Source organism: Oscillibacter sp. ER4, from assembly GCF_000765235.1.
GTDB classification, from domain to species: Bacteria; Bacillota; Clostridia; order Oscillospirales; family Oscillospiraceae; genus Hominicoprocola; species Hominicoprocola fusiformis.
This window is the reverse complement of sequence record NZ_JPJG01000115.1, coordinates 1-15,874: the sequence shown is the minus strand read 5'-3', so window position 1 is coordinate 15,874 and position 15,874 is coordinate 1. Positions and strand designations below refer to the sequence as shown.

Annotated in this window: 14 protein-coding genes and 1 pseudogene; 4 read left to right on the top strand and 11 right to left on the bottom strand. The window is 60.1% G+C overall.

Annotated features, from left to right (window positions below; translation table 11 throughout):
* Nucleotides 1-268: 268 nt before the first annotated feature.
* From trpA to gltX, 11 genes and pseudogenes are all read right to left on the bottom strand, one after another.
* Nucleotides 269-1,039: a tryptophan synthase subunit alpha gene (trpA, locus tag NI20_RS0113385; protein ID WP_033121885.1), complete on the bottom strand. Its 771-nt coding sequence runs from the start codon at nucleotides 1,037-1,039 to the stop codon at nucleotides 269-271.
* A complete protein-coding gene (gene trpB / locus NI20_RS0113380; RefSeq protein ID WP_033121884.1) occupies nucleotides 1,032-2,222 on the bottom strand; it encodes a tryptophan synthase subunit beta in 1,191 nt (396 codons plus the stop codon). Before trpB ends, trpA begins: the two co-directional genes overlap by 8 nt.
* A 3-nt stretch (nucleotides 2,223-2,225) precedes the next feature.
* On the bottom strand, nucleotides 2,226-2,828 hold the full coding sequence (locus NI20_RS0113375) for a phosphoribosylanthranilate isomerase (RefSeq protein ID WP_033121883.1): 603 nt from the start codon (nucleotides 2,826-2,828) through the stop codon (nucleotides 2,226-2,228).
* Complete coding sequence (gene trpC, locus NI20_RS0113370; RefSeq protein ID WP_033121882.1) at nucleotides 2,825-3,610, bottom strand: indole-3-glycerol phosphate synthase TrpC; 786 nt, start codon at nucleotides 3,608-3,610, stop codon at nucleotides 2,825-2,827. The genes NI20_RS0113375 and trpC overlap by 4 nt, the downstream gene beginning before the upstream one ends.
* Nucleotides 3,607-4,606, bottom strand: a pseudogene (trpD, locus tag NI20_RS13910) (anthranilate phosphoribosyltransferase). The gene trpC and the pseudogene trpD overlap by 4 nt, the downstream one beginning before the upstream one ends.
* Before the next feature lie 4 nt (nucleotides 4,607-4,610).
* On the bottom strand, nucleotides 4,611-5,180 hold the full coding sequence (locus NI20_RS0113360) for an aminodeoxychorismate/anthranilate synthase component II (RefSeq protein ID WP_033121881.1): 570 nt from the start codon (nucleotides 5,178-5,180) through the stop codon (nucleotides 4,611-4,613).
* Nucleotides 5,177-6,643: an anthranilate synthase component I gene (gene trpE / locus NI20_RS0113355; protein WP_033121880.1), complete on the bottom strand. Its 1,467-nt coding sequence runs from the start codon at nucleotides 6,641-6,643 to the stop codon at nucleotides 5,177-5,179. Before trpE ends, NI20_RS0113360 begins: the two co-directional genes overlap by 4 nt.
* A 435-nt stretch (nucleotides 6,644-7,078) precedes the next feature.
* Nucleotides 7,079-7,696 carry a GNAT family N-acetyltransferase gene (locus NI20_RS0113350; protein WP_033121879.1) on the bottom strand — a complete coding sequence of 206 codons (618 nt, stop codon included), beginning with the start codon at nucleotides 7,694-7,696 and terminating at the stop codon, nucleotides 7,079-7,081.
* Between the two features lie 4 nt (nucleotides 7,697-7,700).
* Nucleotides 7,701-9,062: an MATE family efflux transporter gene (locus tag NI20_RS0113345; RefSeq protein ID WP_052084735.1), complete on the bottom strand. Its 1,362-nt coding sequence runs from the start codon at nucleotides 9,060-9,062 to the stop codon at nucleotides 7,701-7,703.
* Nucleotides 9,063-9,240: 178 nt separating this feature from the next.
* Nucleotides 9,241-9,849 carry a stage II sporulation protein M gene (locus NI20_RS0113340; protein ID WP_033121878.1) on the bottom strand — a complete coding sequence of 203 codons (609 nt, stop codon included), beginning with the start codon at nucleotides 9,847-9,849 and terminating at the stop codon, nucleotides 9,241-9,243.
* Entirely contained in the window at nucleotides 9,846-11,333 is a 1,488-nt protein-coding gene (gltX, locus tag NI20_RS0113335; RefSeq protein WP_033121877.1) for a glutamate--tRNA ligase, read from the bottom strand. The genes NI20_RS0113340 and gltX overlap by 4 nt, the downstream gene beginning before the upstream one ends.
* Nucleotides 11,334-11,553: 220 nt before the next feature.
* On the opposite strand from gltX, the gene trpS reads away from it, so the two are divergent.
* Genes trpS through NI20_RS0113315 form a run of 4 tightly spaced genes read left to right on the top strand, consistent with a single transcriptional unit; the run spans nucleotide 11,554 to nucleotide 15,694 of the window.
* Entirely contained in the window at nucleotides 11,554-12,567 is a 1,014-nt protein-coding gene (trpS, locus tag NI20_RS0113330; protein WP_033121887.1) for a tryptophan--tRNA ligase, read from the top strand.
* A 16-nt stretch (nucleotides 12,568-12,583) separates the two neighbouring features.
* Complete coding sequence (locus tag NI20_RS15785; RefSeq protein WP_052084733.1) at nucleotides 12,584-13,753, top strand: MraY family glycosyltransferase; 1,170 nt, start codon at nucleotides 12,584-12,586, stop codon at nucleotides 13,751-13,753.
* A complete protein-coding gene (wecB, locus tag NI20_RS15780; protein ID WP_033121876.1) occupies nucleotides 13,754-14,899 on the top strand; it encodes a non-hydrolyzing UDP-N-acetylglucosamine 2-epimerase in 1,146 nt (381 codons plus the stop codon).
* Between the two features lie 33 nt (nucleotides 14,900-14,932).
* A complete protein-coding gene (locus tag NI20_RS0113315; protein ID WP_033121875.1) occupies nucleotides 14,933-15,694 on the top strand; it encodes a hypothetical protein in 762 nt (253 codons plus the stop codon).
* Nucleotides 15,695-15,874: the final 180 nt, after the last annotated feature.

The window sequence follows — 15,874 nt, the reverse complement described above, 5'->3', positions numbered from 1 at the left end:
TCAAGTCCCGCCTCGCGCACCATGATTGATCCTTGAAAGCATTGTGCTTTCAAGGATTTTTTCGTTTCTGCGATTCTTTGACCCTTATTTATCTCGATAAGCGCGGGCGCTACTGCTTCCAAATGGATGAAATTCTTGACCCGGAAACGGTGAGCAGCGTTTCCGTCTTCGGAGAGACGTTCTCCATCGAATGACGGGACGACAAATCGTATTTATGCAAAAAAGGGACCTCTGCATCAAAGCAGAGGTCCCTTTTTCCTATTATTTTTCACCGCAGGGAGTCCTTCATGTTCTTCACATACGCGCCGACGTGCTCGGGCGCGTCCTTGCCGTGCTGGGCAAGGAGCTTGACGATGGCGGAGCCGACGATCGCGCCGTTGGAGAGGTTGGCCATTTTCTTTGCCTGCTCGGGCGTGGAGATGCCAAAGCCGATGGCGCAGGGAATATCTGTGTTTTCCCGCACGAGGGAGACGATGGAGGCAAGGTCGGTCTTGATCTCGCTGCGCTCGCCTGTGACGCCGAGCGACGAGACAATGTAGAGGAAGCCTTCGGCCTCGCGCGCGATCATCGCGATGCGGCTTTCCGACGTCGGTGCGATGAGGGAGACGAAGTCGACGCCGTACTTGTGGCACGCGGGGAGAAATTCTTCCTTTTCCTCATACGGCACGTCCGGCAGGATGAGTCCGTCGATGCCGGCGTCACGGCAGTTCGACAAAAAGCGCTCCGTGCCGTAGGAAAAGACGACGTTCGCGTAGGTCATAAAGACCATGGGGATCGTCACGTCGCGCCGCAGTTCGCGCACAAGGTCAAAGATCTTGTCGGTCGTTGTGCCGCTTTGCAGAGCGCGCAGGTTTGCCGCCTGAATCACGGGCCCCTCCGCCGTGGGGTCAGAGAAGGGGATACCGAGCTCGATGAGGTCAGCGCCGTTTTGCACGGCGGCGCGGACGGCAGCCGCGGTCGTTTCAAGATCAGGGTCGCCGCAGGTCAGAAAGGCGATGAACGCCTTGCCGTGGTCAAATGCTCTTGCAAGATCACTCATGAAGATCCTCCCCTCTGTAGCGGGCGATGGCGGTGCAGTCCTTGTTGCCGCGGCCGGAGATCGTGACGACAAGAAGCTGATCGCTCCCCATCGTGGGTGCGAGCTTTCGCGCGTAGGCGACGGCGTGGGCCGATTCGATGGCGGGAATGATGCCCTCCGTGCGGGCGAGGTATTCGAACGCCTGCACGGCCTCCTCATCGGTGATGGCAACATACTCTGCGCGGCCGATGTCGTGCAGGTACGCATGCTCAGGGCCGACGCCGGGGTAGTCGAGACCGGCGGAGATGGAATACACCGGCGCGATCTGACCGTACTCGTCCTGACAGAAGTAGGACTTCATGCCGTGGAAGATGCCGAGCCTGCCGGTCGAGATGGTCGCGGCGGTCTCAAGCGTGTCGATGCCGCGGCCCGCGGCCTCAACACCGATGAGGCGCACAGCAGGATCGTCGATGAAATGGTAAAAGCTGCCGATGGCGTTCGAGCCGCCGCCGACGCACGCGACCACAGCGTCAGGCAGTCGGCCCTCTTTTTCCATGAGCTGCTGCTTGATCTCGCTTGAGATGACGGACTGGAAGTCGCGCACGATGGTGGGGAAGGGGTGCGGCCCCATCACAGAACCGAGGCAGTAGTGCGTGTCGCTGATGCGCGTTGTCCACTCACGCATGGCTTCGGACACGGCGTCCTTGAGCGTGGCGGTGCCGGAGGTGACGGGCACGACCGTCGCGCCGAGAAGGCGCATACGGTAGACGTTCAGCGCTTGGCGGATGGTGTCCTCCTTGCCCATGAAGACGACGCATTCCATGCCCATCAGCGCCGCGGCGGTGGCGGTCGCCACGCCGTGCTGGCCCGCACCGGTTTCGGCGATCAGGCGCGTTTTGCCCATCTTTTTGGCGAGCAGCGCCTGACCGAGCACATTGTTGATCTTGTGCGCGCCGGTGTGGTTCAGGTCCTCGTGCTTTAAGTAGATCTTCGCGCCGCCGAGGTTCTTTGTCATCTTCTCCGCGTAGTAAAGACGCGAGGGACGGCCCGCGTAGTCGTTCAAAAGCTGCGTCAGCTCGTTCTGAAAGTCAGGGTTGGCCTTGTAGTAGTTGTAGGCCTCCTCAAGCTCGATGATGGCGTTTATCAGCGTTTCGGGGACGTACTGTCCGCCGTGCACGCCAAAGCGCCCGTTCGGATTCGACATTTCTCAGCCCTCCTTGTGCGCGGCGGCAACGAACGCCGCCATTTTGCTTTCGTCCTTGACGCCGTCCGTCTCGATGCCGGAGCTCACGTCCACGCCGTAGGGGTGCAGCGCGGCGATGGCGTCCGCGACGTTGTCGGGGTCGAGCCCGCCGGCGAGGAAATAGGGCCGCTGCACGCTCCGGACGAGGCTCCAGTCGAATGTCTTGCCCGTGCCCGCGCCGGAGTCGAGCAGCACGAGGTCGGCGGCGCAGTTTTCGATGGCGGGGAGGTCGGCTTCGCTTTTCACCTTGAACGCGCGGAAGATGGGCTTGCCCGTCAGCGCGCGCAGGCGCGCGATGTAGTCGTCGTCCTCGCTGCCGTGGAGCTGCGCGACGTCGATGACGCCGCGGTCTAAGAGCTCTGCCACGGCCTCGACCGGTTCGTTGACGAACACGCCAGCGGCCAGAATGCCGGGGGCGAGCAGCGATTTGAGGTGTTCCGCCTGCTCGGGGGACACATAACGCTTGCTCTTTTTGGCAAAGACGAAGCCGACGAGGTCGGGCTTAAGCTTGTTGACGGCGGCAATGTCGCTTTCGCGCGACAGGCCGCTGAGTTTTACCTTGGTCATAAGTTACCTCTCAATTCTGCGAGCCGCCTGGCCTTGTCGGGGGCCCGCATCAGTGTTTCGCCGATCAGTACCGCGTCGGCACCGATCGAGCGGAGTGCGGCGACGTCCTGCGCGCTCTGCACGCCGGACTCGGCCACGTAGACCGCTTCCGGCGGGATGAGGTCGCGCAGCCGCGCGGCGTTGGAAAAGTCGACGGAAAAATCTTTCAGATTGCGGTTGTTGACGCCGATGATCTTCGCGCCCGCCGCGACGGCGGAGCGGATCTCGTCCGCGTCGTGCGTCTCCACGAGCGCGGAGAGTCCGAGTTCGTCGCAGACGGCGAGATATTGCGCGAGCGTCTTCGTGTCCAGCAGCGCGCAGATCAGCAGCACGCAGTCCGCGCCCATCAGGCGGGACTGATAGAGCTGGTAGTCGCTGACGGTGAAGTCCTTGCGCAGCATCGGCGTTGAAACGGCGGCGCGAATTTCGCGGAAGATGTCGTCCGAGCCCAAAAACCACTTGGGTTCTGTCAGGCACGAGATGCAGTCCGCACCGGCGGCCTCGTAATCGCGCGCGATGTCGAGATAGGGAAAGTCCCGCGCGATGACGCCCTTGGAGAGCGAGGCCTTTTTCACCTCGCAGATGAAGGACAGATCGCCCTTTTTGAGCGCGTCGTAAAAGCGCGCACCGTTCGCGCGGCCCTTTTCGCGGCACATCGCCTGTAAGATATCAAGGCTCATGTTCTCGCTGTCTGCCAGCACGCGCTCACGGGCGTGGGCGGCCAGCTCGTCGAGGATGCTCATGCGTTCGCCTCCGCGCGGTTGCTGACGGCGATGAATCGCTCGAGCGTTTCAAGCGCCTTGCCGGAGTCAATGAGCTCGGCGGCGAGGGCGATGCCGTCCTTCATGCTCTCCGCCTTGCCGCCGATGTAGAGCGCCGCGCCCGCGTTCATCAGCACCGCGTTGCGCTTGTGGCCCTTTTCGCCCGACAGGATCGCGCGGGTGATGGCGGCGTTTTCCTCCGGCGCGCCGCCCTTGAGGTCGTCTTTCGTGCAGCGGTCAAAGCCGAAGTCCTCGGGTGTGATGACATAGCTCTTGTACCAGCCGTCGCGGATTTCGCACACGCTCGTCGGCGCGCTGAGAGAAATTTCGTCGAGCTTGTCCTGTCCGTAGACGACCATGCCGCGCTTGACGCCAAGGCTCACGAGCACGCGCGCGAGCGGCTCGACAAGGTATTCGTCGTACACGCCGAGCAGCTGCATCTTCGGCGAGCCGGGGTTTGTCAGCGGCCCCAAGATGTTAAACACCGTGCGGAAGCCCAGCTCCTTGCGGATGGCACCGACGTATTTCATCGAGCTGTGGTACTTCTGTGCGAAGAAGAAGCACATGCCGACCTCTTTTAAGAGCTCCACGCACTGCTCGGGGCTCTGCTGGATGTTGACGCCGAGCGCTTCGAGGCAGTCTGCCGTGCTTGGCGACCTTCATGCCGCCCGCCGCCGCAACGAGGGCGGAGGTGGTGGAAATATTGAAGCTGTGGGCGTTGTCGCCGCCGGTGCCGACGATCTCGAAGATGTCCATGCCGGTGTCTACCTTTGTGGCGTGGTCGCGCATGGCGGCGGCACAGCCTGCGATCTCATCGGTCGTCTCGGCGCGGGCGCTCTTGGTCGAGAGGGCCGCGAGGAACGCTGCGTTCTGGGTGGGGGTGGTCTCGCCGCTCATGATCTCGTTCATCACGGCGTAGGCTTCGTCATGACTGAGATCGCCCTTGTTGACGATCTTCACGATGGCTTCTTTGATCATGGTTTCAATTCTCCTTCAAAAAGTCTTCCAGCATGGTTTTGCCGTTCGGCGTCATAATGGATTCGGGATGAAACTGCACCCCGCAGATGAGATAGTCCTTGTGCTGCACGGCCATGATCTCGCCGTCGTCTGTGACGGCGGTGACTTTCAGGCAGTCCGGCATGGTGGCGGCGTCGGCCGTGAGGGAATGGTAGCGCGCGACGGGCGCGGTCTTGGGGCAGTTTTGGAAGAGCCGCGAGCTCGTGTCGAAGTGGACGAGCGACTGCTTACCGTGCATTAGCTCTTTAGCATAGGTCACGGTCGCACCGAAGGCGGCGCAGATGGCCTGATGCCCGAGGCATACGCCGAGCGTCGGGATGCGGGGCGAGAGCGTCTTCACAACGTCGATGAGAATGCCTGCGTCTTCGGGCCGCCCGGGGCCGGGGGAGAGGATGATGCGCGCGGGGTGCAGCGCGTCGATCTCTTCGATGCGCAACTCATCGTTACGGATGACGCGGATGTCTGGATCGATCGCGCCGACGAGCTGATAGAGGTTATAGGAAAAGCTATCGTAATTGTCGATCAAAAGGATCACAGGTCTTCCTCCTGCGCAAGCGTCAAGGCGCTGACCACGGCCTTCGCCTTGTTGATGCATTCCTGATACTCTGTTTCGGGGACGGAATCTGCCACGATGCCCGCGCCGCTGCGGACGAACACGCGCCCGTTTTTCTTGTAGGCGATGCGGATGGCGATGCAGGTGTCCATGTTGCCGGTGAAGTCGATGTAGCCGATGGCCCCGCCGTAAATGCCGCGCTTGTTGTTCTCAAGCTCACCGATGAGCTGGCAGGCGCGGATCTTCGGCGCGCCGGAGAGCGTTCCGGCGGGGAGCACGGCCTCAATGGCGTCAAGCGCGTCGCGGTCATCGCGAATCTCGCCGCGCACGGTGGAGCCGATGTGCATCACGTGGGAGTAGCGCTCGATGGAGTGCAGCTTTTCGACCTGCACCGTGCTGAATTTGCTGACCTTGCCGAGGTCGTTGCGCCCGAGGTCGACGAGCATGTTGTGCTCGGCAAGCTCCTTTTCGTCGTGCAGCAGGCTCTCTTCAAGCGACTTGTCCTCCTCGTCCATTTTGCCGCGCGGACGGGTCCCCGCGAGGGGAAAGGTGTGCAGCACGCCGTCTTTGAGCTTGACGAGCGTTTCGGGCGACGCGCCCGCGACCTCAACGTCGGTGCAGGAAAAGTAGAACATGTACGGCGAGGGATTGATGGTGCGCAGCACGCGGTAGGTGTCAAGCAGGCTCCCTTCAAACGGCGCACTCAGGCGGTTCGAGAGTACGATCTGAAAGATATCGCCCTCGCGGATGTGGTGCTTGGCGGTTTCGACCATCGCGCAGAACTGCTCCTTGGAGAAAAGCGGCGTGACTTCGCCGAGGAGCCGCCCCGGTGCTTCCTGCTTCTTTTCGCCGGTTTTGAGGAGCGAGACGAGCTGCTCAAGCTCGAGCTTTGCCTTGTTGTAGCCGACCTCGACGTCGCTGAGCGCCATGTTGACGATGAGCACGATCTTCTGCCGCACATGATCGAAGGCGATGACCTTGTCAAAGAGCATCAAATCGACATCCTTGAAGCTGTCCTCGTCCTGCTCGCCGCAGCGGACGCTCGGCTCGCTGTATTTGAGATAATCGTAAGAAAAATACCCCACGAGCCCGCCGGTGAAGGAGGGGAGGTAGTCGAAGCGGGGGCTTCTGTAGCTTGATAGCAGCTCACGCAGGTATTGGGACGGATCGTCCGTGCGGACGGTGAGGCCGCCAGCCTTCATTTTGCCGTCAATGCACGTGATCTCGAGCTTTGGGTCGAAGCCCAAAAACGTGTAGCGGTCCCAGCGGTCGTCCGCCTGCGCGGATTCGAGCATGTAACAGTGGGTGGACACGTTCTTGAGGATGCGCATCGCTTCGATGGGGGTGATGAAGTCGGAAAGAATTTCGCAGCTCAGCGGGAGCACGTCGTACTGCTGCGTCGCGGCGATGTCTTTGACGGTTTCGAGCGGTGGTAGGATATGCATGAGTGACCTCCTGAAAAAGAAAAGCTCCTTTGGCGTTCTGCCAAAGGAGCTTATTGCGCAAACAAAAGCGCCCCCGACAGAACGGTACAGTCTGTCAAGGACGAATACGATATGAGAGAAACGAACGATCTGCGGTGCCACCTTGAATTCACGGTTACCCGTGCGCTTGGCGGAGATACCATCATATCTCCCGGCAACTGACGTATGCCAACACGTTGCAGGATACTCTGCGCATAAAACGCATTTCGCTGCACCCTCGGCGGTCCATTTGAATGTGTATCTTGCCTGATTTTCAGCATCGCAGGCTCTCTGTGAAGGCATCACTGCCGTTATCTCCGCTTCAACGGTTTGCGGTATTAACTTGAGCGAAAATATAGCACACCCCATCGGCAATGTCAATAGGGTGTGCATGATTTTTTGTAAAATTTCGGTTCTTTATTCCGCGGCGCGGCGAAGGATGTCGGCGACAAGCGCCTTGTCGAGCTGCGGGAAGGGGATGACCGGTTCGGGATGCTCGGGATGCTCCATGAGCAGTTTTTCCGCCCAGGACATGTTGTACCAGCGGCCGAACTTGTAGCCGCTGCGCGTGAACACGCCGATGCGACGGAAGCCCATGTGCTCATGGAAGCGGATGCTGTTGTCCGTTAAATATTCGTCGTCCGCGCCCTGCGGCTCGCCGATGCAGGCATAGAGATTGTAGATGTTCTGAGCGAGCGACAGCTCCTCAATCGTGCGGTAGAAGCGCTTGCCGAGACCGTGCTTGCGCGCGTCGAGGGCGAGATAGATCGTCGTCTCCGCACAGTGGTCGTAGGCCTTACGCGCGATGAACGTGTGCGTATAGGCGTAGCCGAGGAGCTGGCCATTTTCATCCTCCGCGACGAGATAAGGGTATTTGCGCGAGATATCCGCGATGCGGCGGCGGAATTCGTCGAGCGACGGTACGTCGTATTCAAACGAGATGGCCGTCTTTTCGACGTACGGCGCATAGATGCTCAGAAGCGCGGGAGCGTCGTCAAGGGTGGCGAGGCGGAAGCGGAACGCAGGAGAAGACATAGAGTCACCTTTCAAATCCGTGCACCCAGTCAGAGCGCAGGTAATAAATGAGATAGATGGTGGAGCTGATCGCCCAGGTGAGGGGATACGCCCAGTAGATGTAGCCGATCTCGCCGATGAAGTGGACGACGAGCATGATGTAGATGATGCGGATGACGCACCAGACGGAGAGCATGATCATCATCGGCACGACCGCGCGGCCCGCGCCGCGGCAGACCGCCGCGATAGAGTGCGAAAACGCCAGCAGGCAGTAGAACAGTGCCACCGTGCGCGCCTGTTGCATGCCGAGGGCGACAACGCCGGGGGTGCTGTCGAAAAGGGAAATGAGCTGACTTGCCCAGATGTAATAGCACAGGCCGATGAGCTCGGCCATCACGACGGCGATGATGATACAGAACCGCGCGCCGCGCTTGGCGCGGTCATACTGCTTGGCGCCGAGGTTCTGACCAACGAACGTGGTGCAGGCCATCGTGAAGCTCGTGATGGGCAGGAAGGCAAAGCCTTCAATCTTGCAGTGCGCGCCGTAGGCGGCCATGGCAAGCATACCGAAGGAGTTGATCTGCGACTGGACGATGACGTTGGCAAGGCCGATGACGCAGTTCTGCACGCCGGAGGGGAGACCGTAGCGGATGATCTCGCTGAGCATGGCGCTGTGGAAGCGGATGTTGCGCGGCGTGACGGTGTAGACCTCACCCTTTTTGAGCAGGTGGATGAGGCAGAGCACGCAGCTCGTCCCCTGGGAGAGGACAGTCGCCACGGCGGCGGACCACACGCCCCAGCGGAACGCGCCGATGAACAGCAGGTCGAGCGCGATGTTGACGAGCGACGAAATGATCAGATAGTGCAGGGGCCTCCGGCTGTCGCCGAGGGCGTTAAGAATGCTCGTGCACATGTTGTAGAGCACCGTTGCCAGCACGCCGAGGAAGTAGTAGCGGAAGTATTCGACCGCCTGCGGCATGACCTGCGCGTCGGTGTTCATCCAGACCAAAAACGTCGGCGTGAGGAATACGCCGATGAGCGTCAGCAGTGTGCCCGACACGATACCGAACGCCAGGTTCGTGTGGACGGCGCGCGAGACGTTTTCATAGTCGCCCGCGCCGAAGTACTTTGAGATCGCGACGCCCGCGCCCATGGCCGTGCCGATAAAGAGGCTTGTGAGCAGCATGATGAGCGTGCCGGACGAGCTGACAGCGGCAAAGGCGTTCGTGCCGAGGTATTTGCCCACAATGAACGCGTCCGCCGTGCTGTATAGCTGCTGGAAGACCTGACTGATGAAGATCGGCAGCGCAAAGCGCAAAATCAGCGAGACGGGGCTGCCCTCCGTCATGTTCTGCACGGTCTGCCTTGCCGGAACTGTCTGCGCCATGCGCACCTCTCTTTCTCTGTCCCGCGGCGGGACGAATCTCTCATTTTTTGACGAAAAAGGAAAAGCGCCGCAGGAGCGGTGCTTTTCCTCAATCCCTGAAGAAACAGCAGATGAAAATTCTACAAAATCTTGACAGGTCCATTATATAGTTGTGTGGAACGAAAGTCAACCTTGCCGTTTACAGCACAAGGTTCAAAAGTGCAGGCGTGACGTACGTCTCGATGAGCGCGGCCACCAGCAGCAGCGGCACAGAGAATGTCAAAAAGACGCGGATGCAGTCCAGCACACGGCGGAAAAAGGGCGTATCGCTCTTTTTGAGGATCCGTTCCGTCCCCGTGCGGCAGATGAGAAGGCCCAGCGCGCAGGATAAGATCAGTGCGGACAGCTCAAAAATGCCGTGGGGCAAAACGCCGAGAACATACACACCGAGACCGATGCCCTGCTGCTGATAGATGGCGGCGAACGCGCCGAGCATCAGCGCATTCGTGCCGAGCGCGAGCGCACTGAGCGGCAGGAACGGGATGAGCCCGTAGAGCATCGAGAGGAGGGACGCCGTGATGTTGTTGAAAAACAGCGTCGCCATCATCTGCGACTGGGGAACATCGTCGGTAAGTCCCAGCTGCTCGATCTGTGCGGCGAAGTTTTGAAGGATCTGCTGCGCCATATCGGGGAAGAGCATCCCTGCGGCAAAGCCAAGAAGCACCAGCACGCCGAACGCGGCGGCGGTGTTCAAAAATTCCCGCTTGATGAGATCGCGCGAGAGCGTGGGGCAGAGTTCGAAGATCATGCCAGCTTGGCGATACCGGCCTTGACGCGCTTGATCGTCTCCTCACGGCCGAGGATATGGCAAATTTCGACAGCGCCGCCGGGCGTGACGAGCTTGCCCGCAACGGCGATGCGCAGCGGCCACATGAGCGTCGCGTTCTTCACGCCGAGCTCTTCGGCGAATGAGACGAGCATGTCATGGATGGCGTCGTTCGTCCACGCGGGAAGACTTTCGAGCTTGGGCAGGACCTTATTGAGCATGTCGAGCGAGACCTCGCTGTTGGTCTTGGACTTCTTGTTCGTGTAGAACTCAACGCCGTACTCGGGAAGAGCATCGAAGAAGTCGACCTTTTCGGGAATGTCGGTGAGCTTTTCGCAGCGGGCCTGTAAGAGTGCTGCGATCTCACCGACGGAGTACGCTTCGTTCTTGACGGCCTGACGGATGTAAGGCTCGGCAACTTTACAGAATTCCTCGGGCGGGAGATTGCGCAGATAATTCGCGTTGAAATACGTCAGCTTTTCGATGTCGAAAATGGCAGGGGACTTGGAGATGCCGCCGATGTCGAACGCCCCTACCAGCTCGTCGAGCGTGAAGAACTCCTGCTCGCTCTGCTCGCCGCGCGGCGACCAGCCGAGCAACGCCACATAGTTGAGGATGGCGGGCGTCAGGTAGCCCTGCGCCTTGAGGTCTTCATAGCTCGGGTCGCCGTTGCGTTTACTCATCTTATGCTGCGCGTCGCGCATGACGGGGGAGCAGTGCACGTAGGTCGGCACCTCCCAGCCGAAGCCCTCGTAGAGGAGGTTGTACTTCGGGGCGGAGGAGAGATATTCGCTGCCGCGCACGACATGGGTGATGCCCATGAGGTGGTCGTCGATGACGTTGGCAAAGTTGTAGGTCGGCAGACCATCGCGCTTCAAGAGCACCTGATCGTCGAGCGTCGTATTCTCCACCGTGATGTCGCCAAAGCTTGCATCGTGGAAGGTCGTGGTGCCGTCCTTCGGGATACGCTGGCGAATGACGTAGGGCTCGCCCGCGGCGACGCGCGCCTTGGCCTCTTCGAGCGGCAGGTCGCGGCAGGGATCGTCCGCGCGGTCAAATTCGCCGCTGTCCTCCTCGCTCTCGGCCTTTTCGCAGAAGCAGTAGTAGGCGTGGCCGCGCTCGACTAAAAGCTCGGCGTACCTGCCGTAGGTGTCGCGGCGCTCGCTCTGGATATACGGGGCGACGGGGCCGCCGACGTCGGGGCCTTCATCGTGGGAAAGGCCGCATTCCGCCATCGTGCGGTAGATGACGTCCGTTGCGCCCTCGACGAGACGCCCCTGGTCGGTATCCTCGATGCGGAGAATGAACGTGCCGTTTGCGTGGCGGGCGATCAGATAGGTATAGAGCGCGGTGCGCAGGTTGCCCACGTGCATATAGCCCGTGGGGGAGGGAGCGAAGCGCGTGCGCACCTTACCGTGCGGGATCTTCGCTTCCATTTCCTCAAAATACTTCATGTCGATGGACATAGATGACCTCCTGAAGTGAAATCAAAATAAAGATAGCTTATTACACCATATTTTGACCGAAAAGTCAACGAACGCACGACGCTCTTTTTCACCGGAATATGCTTGTATTTTGAAAAGGGGTATGGTAACATAACAAATTGGGTCGATAGCTGCGCCAAAACGGCGCAATTCGAGATAAAATGAGAAAAACAAACAGATCGGAGAAAAAATGATGGAAAACATGGAAAACGCGGCGCGCAAGAAAGTGATGCTGTCCGGCATTCAGCCCAGCGGCGATCTGACCCTCGGGTCCTACCTCGGCGCGATCAAGAACTGGGCGGAGCGCGACGAGGAATTTGACAACTACTACTTCATGGCCGATATGCACTCGATCACCGTGCGTCAGGACCCTGCGGCGCTGCGCCGCCGCACGCTCGAGCAGCTGGCGCAGTACATCGCCTGCGGCTTGGACCCCGAGAAGAACACGCTGTTCATCCAGTCCCACGTGCCGCAGCACGCCGAGCTCGGCTGGGTCCTGAACTGCTATACGATGTTCGGCGAGCTCTCGCGCATGACGCAGTTTAAGGACAAGTCCGCCAAGAACAGCGAGAACATCAACGGCGGTCTCTTCACCTATCCTGCGCTGATGGCGGCGGATATCCTGCTCTATCAGCCCGACTATGTCCCTGTGGGCGAGGATCAGAAGCAGCATGTCGAGCTCTGCCGTAACATCGTCCAGCGCTTCAACGGCATCTATGGCGACGTCTTCAAGATGCCCGAGCCGTACATTCCCAAGGTCGGTGCGCGCGTGATGAGCCTGAGCGACCCGGGAGCCAAGATGTCGAAGTCCGATAAGGACCCCAACGGCTCCATTTACCTGATGGAAAAGCCCGAGGATATCCTGCGCAAGTTCAAGCGCGCCGTGACCGACAGCGACACGGAAAACTGCGTGCGCTATGATCCCACGAACAAGCCCGGCGTTGCGAACCTGATGACCATCTACTCCGCTGTGACGGGCAAGAGCTTTGACGAGATCGAGCAGGAGTTCGCCGGTAAGGGCTACGGCGCGTTCAAGCCCGCCGTGGGCGAAGCCGTCGTTGAAACCCTGCGCCCCATCCGCGAGGAGGCCACGCGCATTTTGGGCGACAAGGCGTATCTCGAGTCCGTGTATCGCGCGGGCGCACAGAAGGCGTCTTACGTGGCAGAAAAAACGCTGCGCAAGGTCTACAAGAAGGTCGGCTTTGTCGCGCGCTGATTAAAGGGTGGAGAACATGAACGGAATTCCGAAAGAGTTATTGCTGAGCGTCGGCGGCGCGCTGCTGTGCGCGTTTGCCGTCAGCTTTCTGATGTGCCCGCTCGTCAAGTCGTTTGCCTATAAGATCGGCGCGATCGACGTGCCGAAGGACAACCGCCGCATGCACAAAAAGCCCGTACCGCGCCTCGGCGGCCTTGCAATCTTCCTCGGCTTTATCGTGAGCATGCTGCTGTTCGTCAAGGTCGACCATCAGTTACAGGGCATTTTGCTGGGCGCGTCCATCATCGTTGTTTTGGGCGTAGTGGACGATATGTCCCCGCTGCGCGCGTATTTTAAGTTCTGCGTGCAGATCTTCGCGGCGCTCGTCGCCGTGTTTCACGGCGTCGTGATCCAGACGCTCTCCAACCCGAACGTCTTTGCTGAAAGCCCGTATTGGGACCTCGGCTGGTTGTCCATCCCCATCACAGTCTTGTGGATCGTCGGCATCACGAACGCCGTCAACCTCATCGACGGCCTGGACGGCCTTGCCTGCGGCGTTTCGACCATCAGCGCCATTTCGATGCTCGTCATCGCGCTGCTCGTCTCTGAAAGTGATGTGGCGCTCGTGATGGCCGCGCTTGTGGGTGCGTGCCTCGGTTTCATGCCGTACAACAAGAATCCGGCCAAGATGTTTATGGGCGACACGGGCTCGACGTTCCTCGGCTACATCCTTGCGACGATCTCGATCCAGGGCCTTTTCAAGTACTACGCCATCGTGTCGTTCGCGGTGCCGTTCCTGATCTTGGGCCTGCCGATGTTCGACACGCTCTTTGCCATCATCCGCCGCCTTGCCCACGGGCAGAACCCGATGGCGCCTGACCGCGGACACATCCACCACCGCCTCATCGACATGGGCCTCAACCAGAAGCAGGCCGTCGCGGCGCTGTACGTCATCAGCAGTATCCTCGGCCTTTCCGCCGTGGTGCTGACGTCGAGCGGCGCGATCAAGGCGATGCTCTTTCTGATGGCGCTGGCGGTGGCGGCGTTCCTTGCCTCGCGCGTCATCTTCCGCCGCGATATCGACAAGGCGTTGCAGGCGGAAAAGGCGACGGCAGAGGAGAAGAGCACAGAGACCGCCACACCGGCGGAAACCGTGCCTGCGGAACCTGAAGAAGAATCCAACGAAAAGAAAAAAGAGGAAGCATAAATGGAAAAACTGCGCATTATGAGCGTGTTCGGCACGCGGCCCGAGGCCATCAAGATGGCTCCGCTTGTCAAGGAGCTTGCCTCGCGCGACGAGATCGAGAGCCTTTGCTGCGTGACGGCGCAGCACCGCGAAATGCTCGATAGCGTGATGGAGGTCTTCGACCTCAAGGCCGACTGCGACCTTGATATTATGACCCCGCGGCAGACGCTCTCGACCATCACGAGCAAGTGTCTGCTCGGTATGGACGACGCCATTGAGCAATTAAAGCCTGACATGATCTTAGTCCACGGCGACACGAGCACGACGTTTGCCGGTGCGCTCTCGGCCTTTTACCACAAGGTGCCCGTCGGACATGTGGAGGCGGGCCTTCGCACCTACGACAAATACTCCCCGTTCCCCGAGGAGATGAACCGTAAGCTCGTCACGGCCATCGCCGACCTCTATTTCTGCCCGACGAAAAATAACCGCGAGAACTTACTCAAAGAGGGCGTGACCGAGGGACTTTTCATCACGGGCAATACGGTCATTGACGCACTGAAAACAACGGTGCGCAAGGATTACCGCTTTACAACAGAACTGCTCAACGAGCTGGACTATTCAAGAAAGGTCGTGCTCGTGACGTGCCACCGCCGCGAGAATTACGGCCAGCCCATGGAGAACATCATGACCGCGCTGCGCGACATCGCCCTCCAGAATGAGGACTGCGAGCTCGTCTACCCCGTGCACCTCAGCCCTGTCGTGCGCGAGAACGCGCAGAAGTTCCTCGCCGGTACGCCGCGCGTACATTTGATTGACCCGCTGAGCGCGGACGAGATGCACAATCTTATGGCGCGCTGCTACATGGTGATGACCGACAGTGGCGGACTCCAGGAGGAGGCTCCTGCGCTCGGCAAGCCCGTCCTTGTCATGCGTAAAGAGACCGAGCGCCCCGAGGCGGTCGCCGCCGGCACGGTGAAGCTCTGCGGCGTCGAGTACGACGATGTGCTGCGCATGGGCAACGAGCTTCTTCGCAGCAGGGAGGCGTACGACGCGATGGCGCACGCCGTCAACCCCTATGGCGACGGCCACGCCTGCGCACGCATCGCCGATGCGATTTTGTGGCACTTTGGCTGCCGGAGCGAGCGCCCCGCGGATTTTAACGCCTGATTTTGACGGAATGAAAGAAGGGAGTGGAGCGGAATGAGAAAGCGGAGGGTGACGCCCATTGGCGCTGCTTTCGTCGCGCTCGTTTTGCTGGTGCTCCTGTTTGTGGTGCGCGGCGCGCTGCACCGCCCCGCGCATGTCGTGCTGCCGCAGTATGCGAGCAGCGGAGATGTGAGCGACGCGTCGCTCGACGACAGCGCCGTGGGCCGCATCGCCGTGCGGCCCGACACGGTGCAGTCCGCCATTGCGACGCTTGAACGTCCCGCGCGCTACTCGCGCGCCATCACGATCGAGCGCTACTATTCCGGCGGCAGCGGCGTCGACCGCAGCAGTGTCAGCGTCGACGGAGCGTGGATGCGCGTCGACACCGAGCAGGCGAGCGGCGCGCAGAGCCACACGATCTCCAACGGGGAAAGAACGTGGGTCTGGTACGGCGGCAGCGAGCTCTATTACGAGAGCGCCGCAGCCTTCACCGCCGACGAGGAGCAGGGCATCCCGACGTATGAGGACATCCTGCGCCTTGACAAAAAGCGCATCGCCGCGGCGGATTACCGCCTGCTCGACACCGTGGACTGCATCTTTGTGGAAACTGCCGCCGATGACGGCGGCTACATTGAGCGCCACTGGGTCAGCGTGAGCGACGGCCTTCTCTGCGCGGCGGAAAAATTGCAGGGCGAGGATGTCGTCTACCGCATGGCGGGCATGAGCGTCGACAGCGGGAACGTGGCGGAGGACGCCTTTACGCTGCCGGACGGCACAGTGCTCCACGAAAGTGCGCTCGACGGCGCAAACCGGTAAAAGAAACTGAAAAGGCCGTCCGAAGATTTGAACTGCACCCCATTTGTTAGACAGTATGATATACTATCTAACAAGTGGGGTGATTTGTTATGCCAAAAGGAGTACCAAACAAACGATATACGCCGGAATTCAAAAAACTGGTCGTGGAAACCATGCAGGAAGAGAAATTGAGTTACAGCG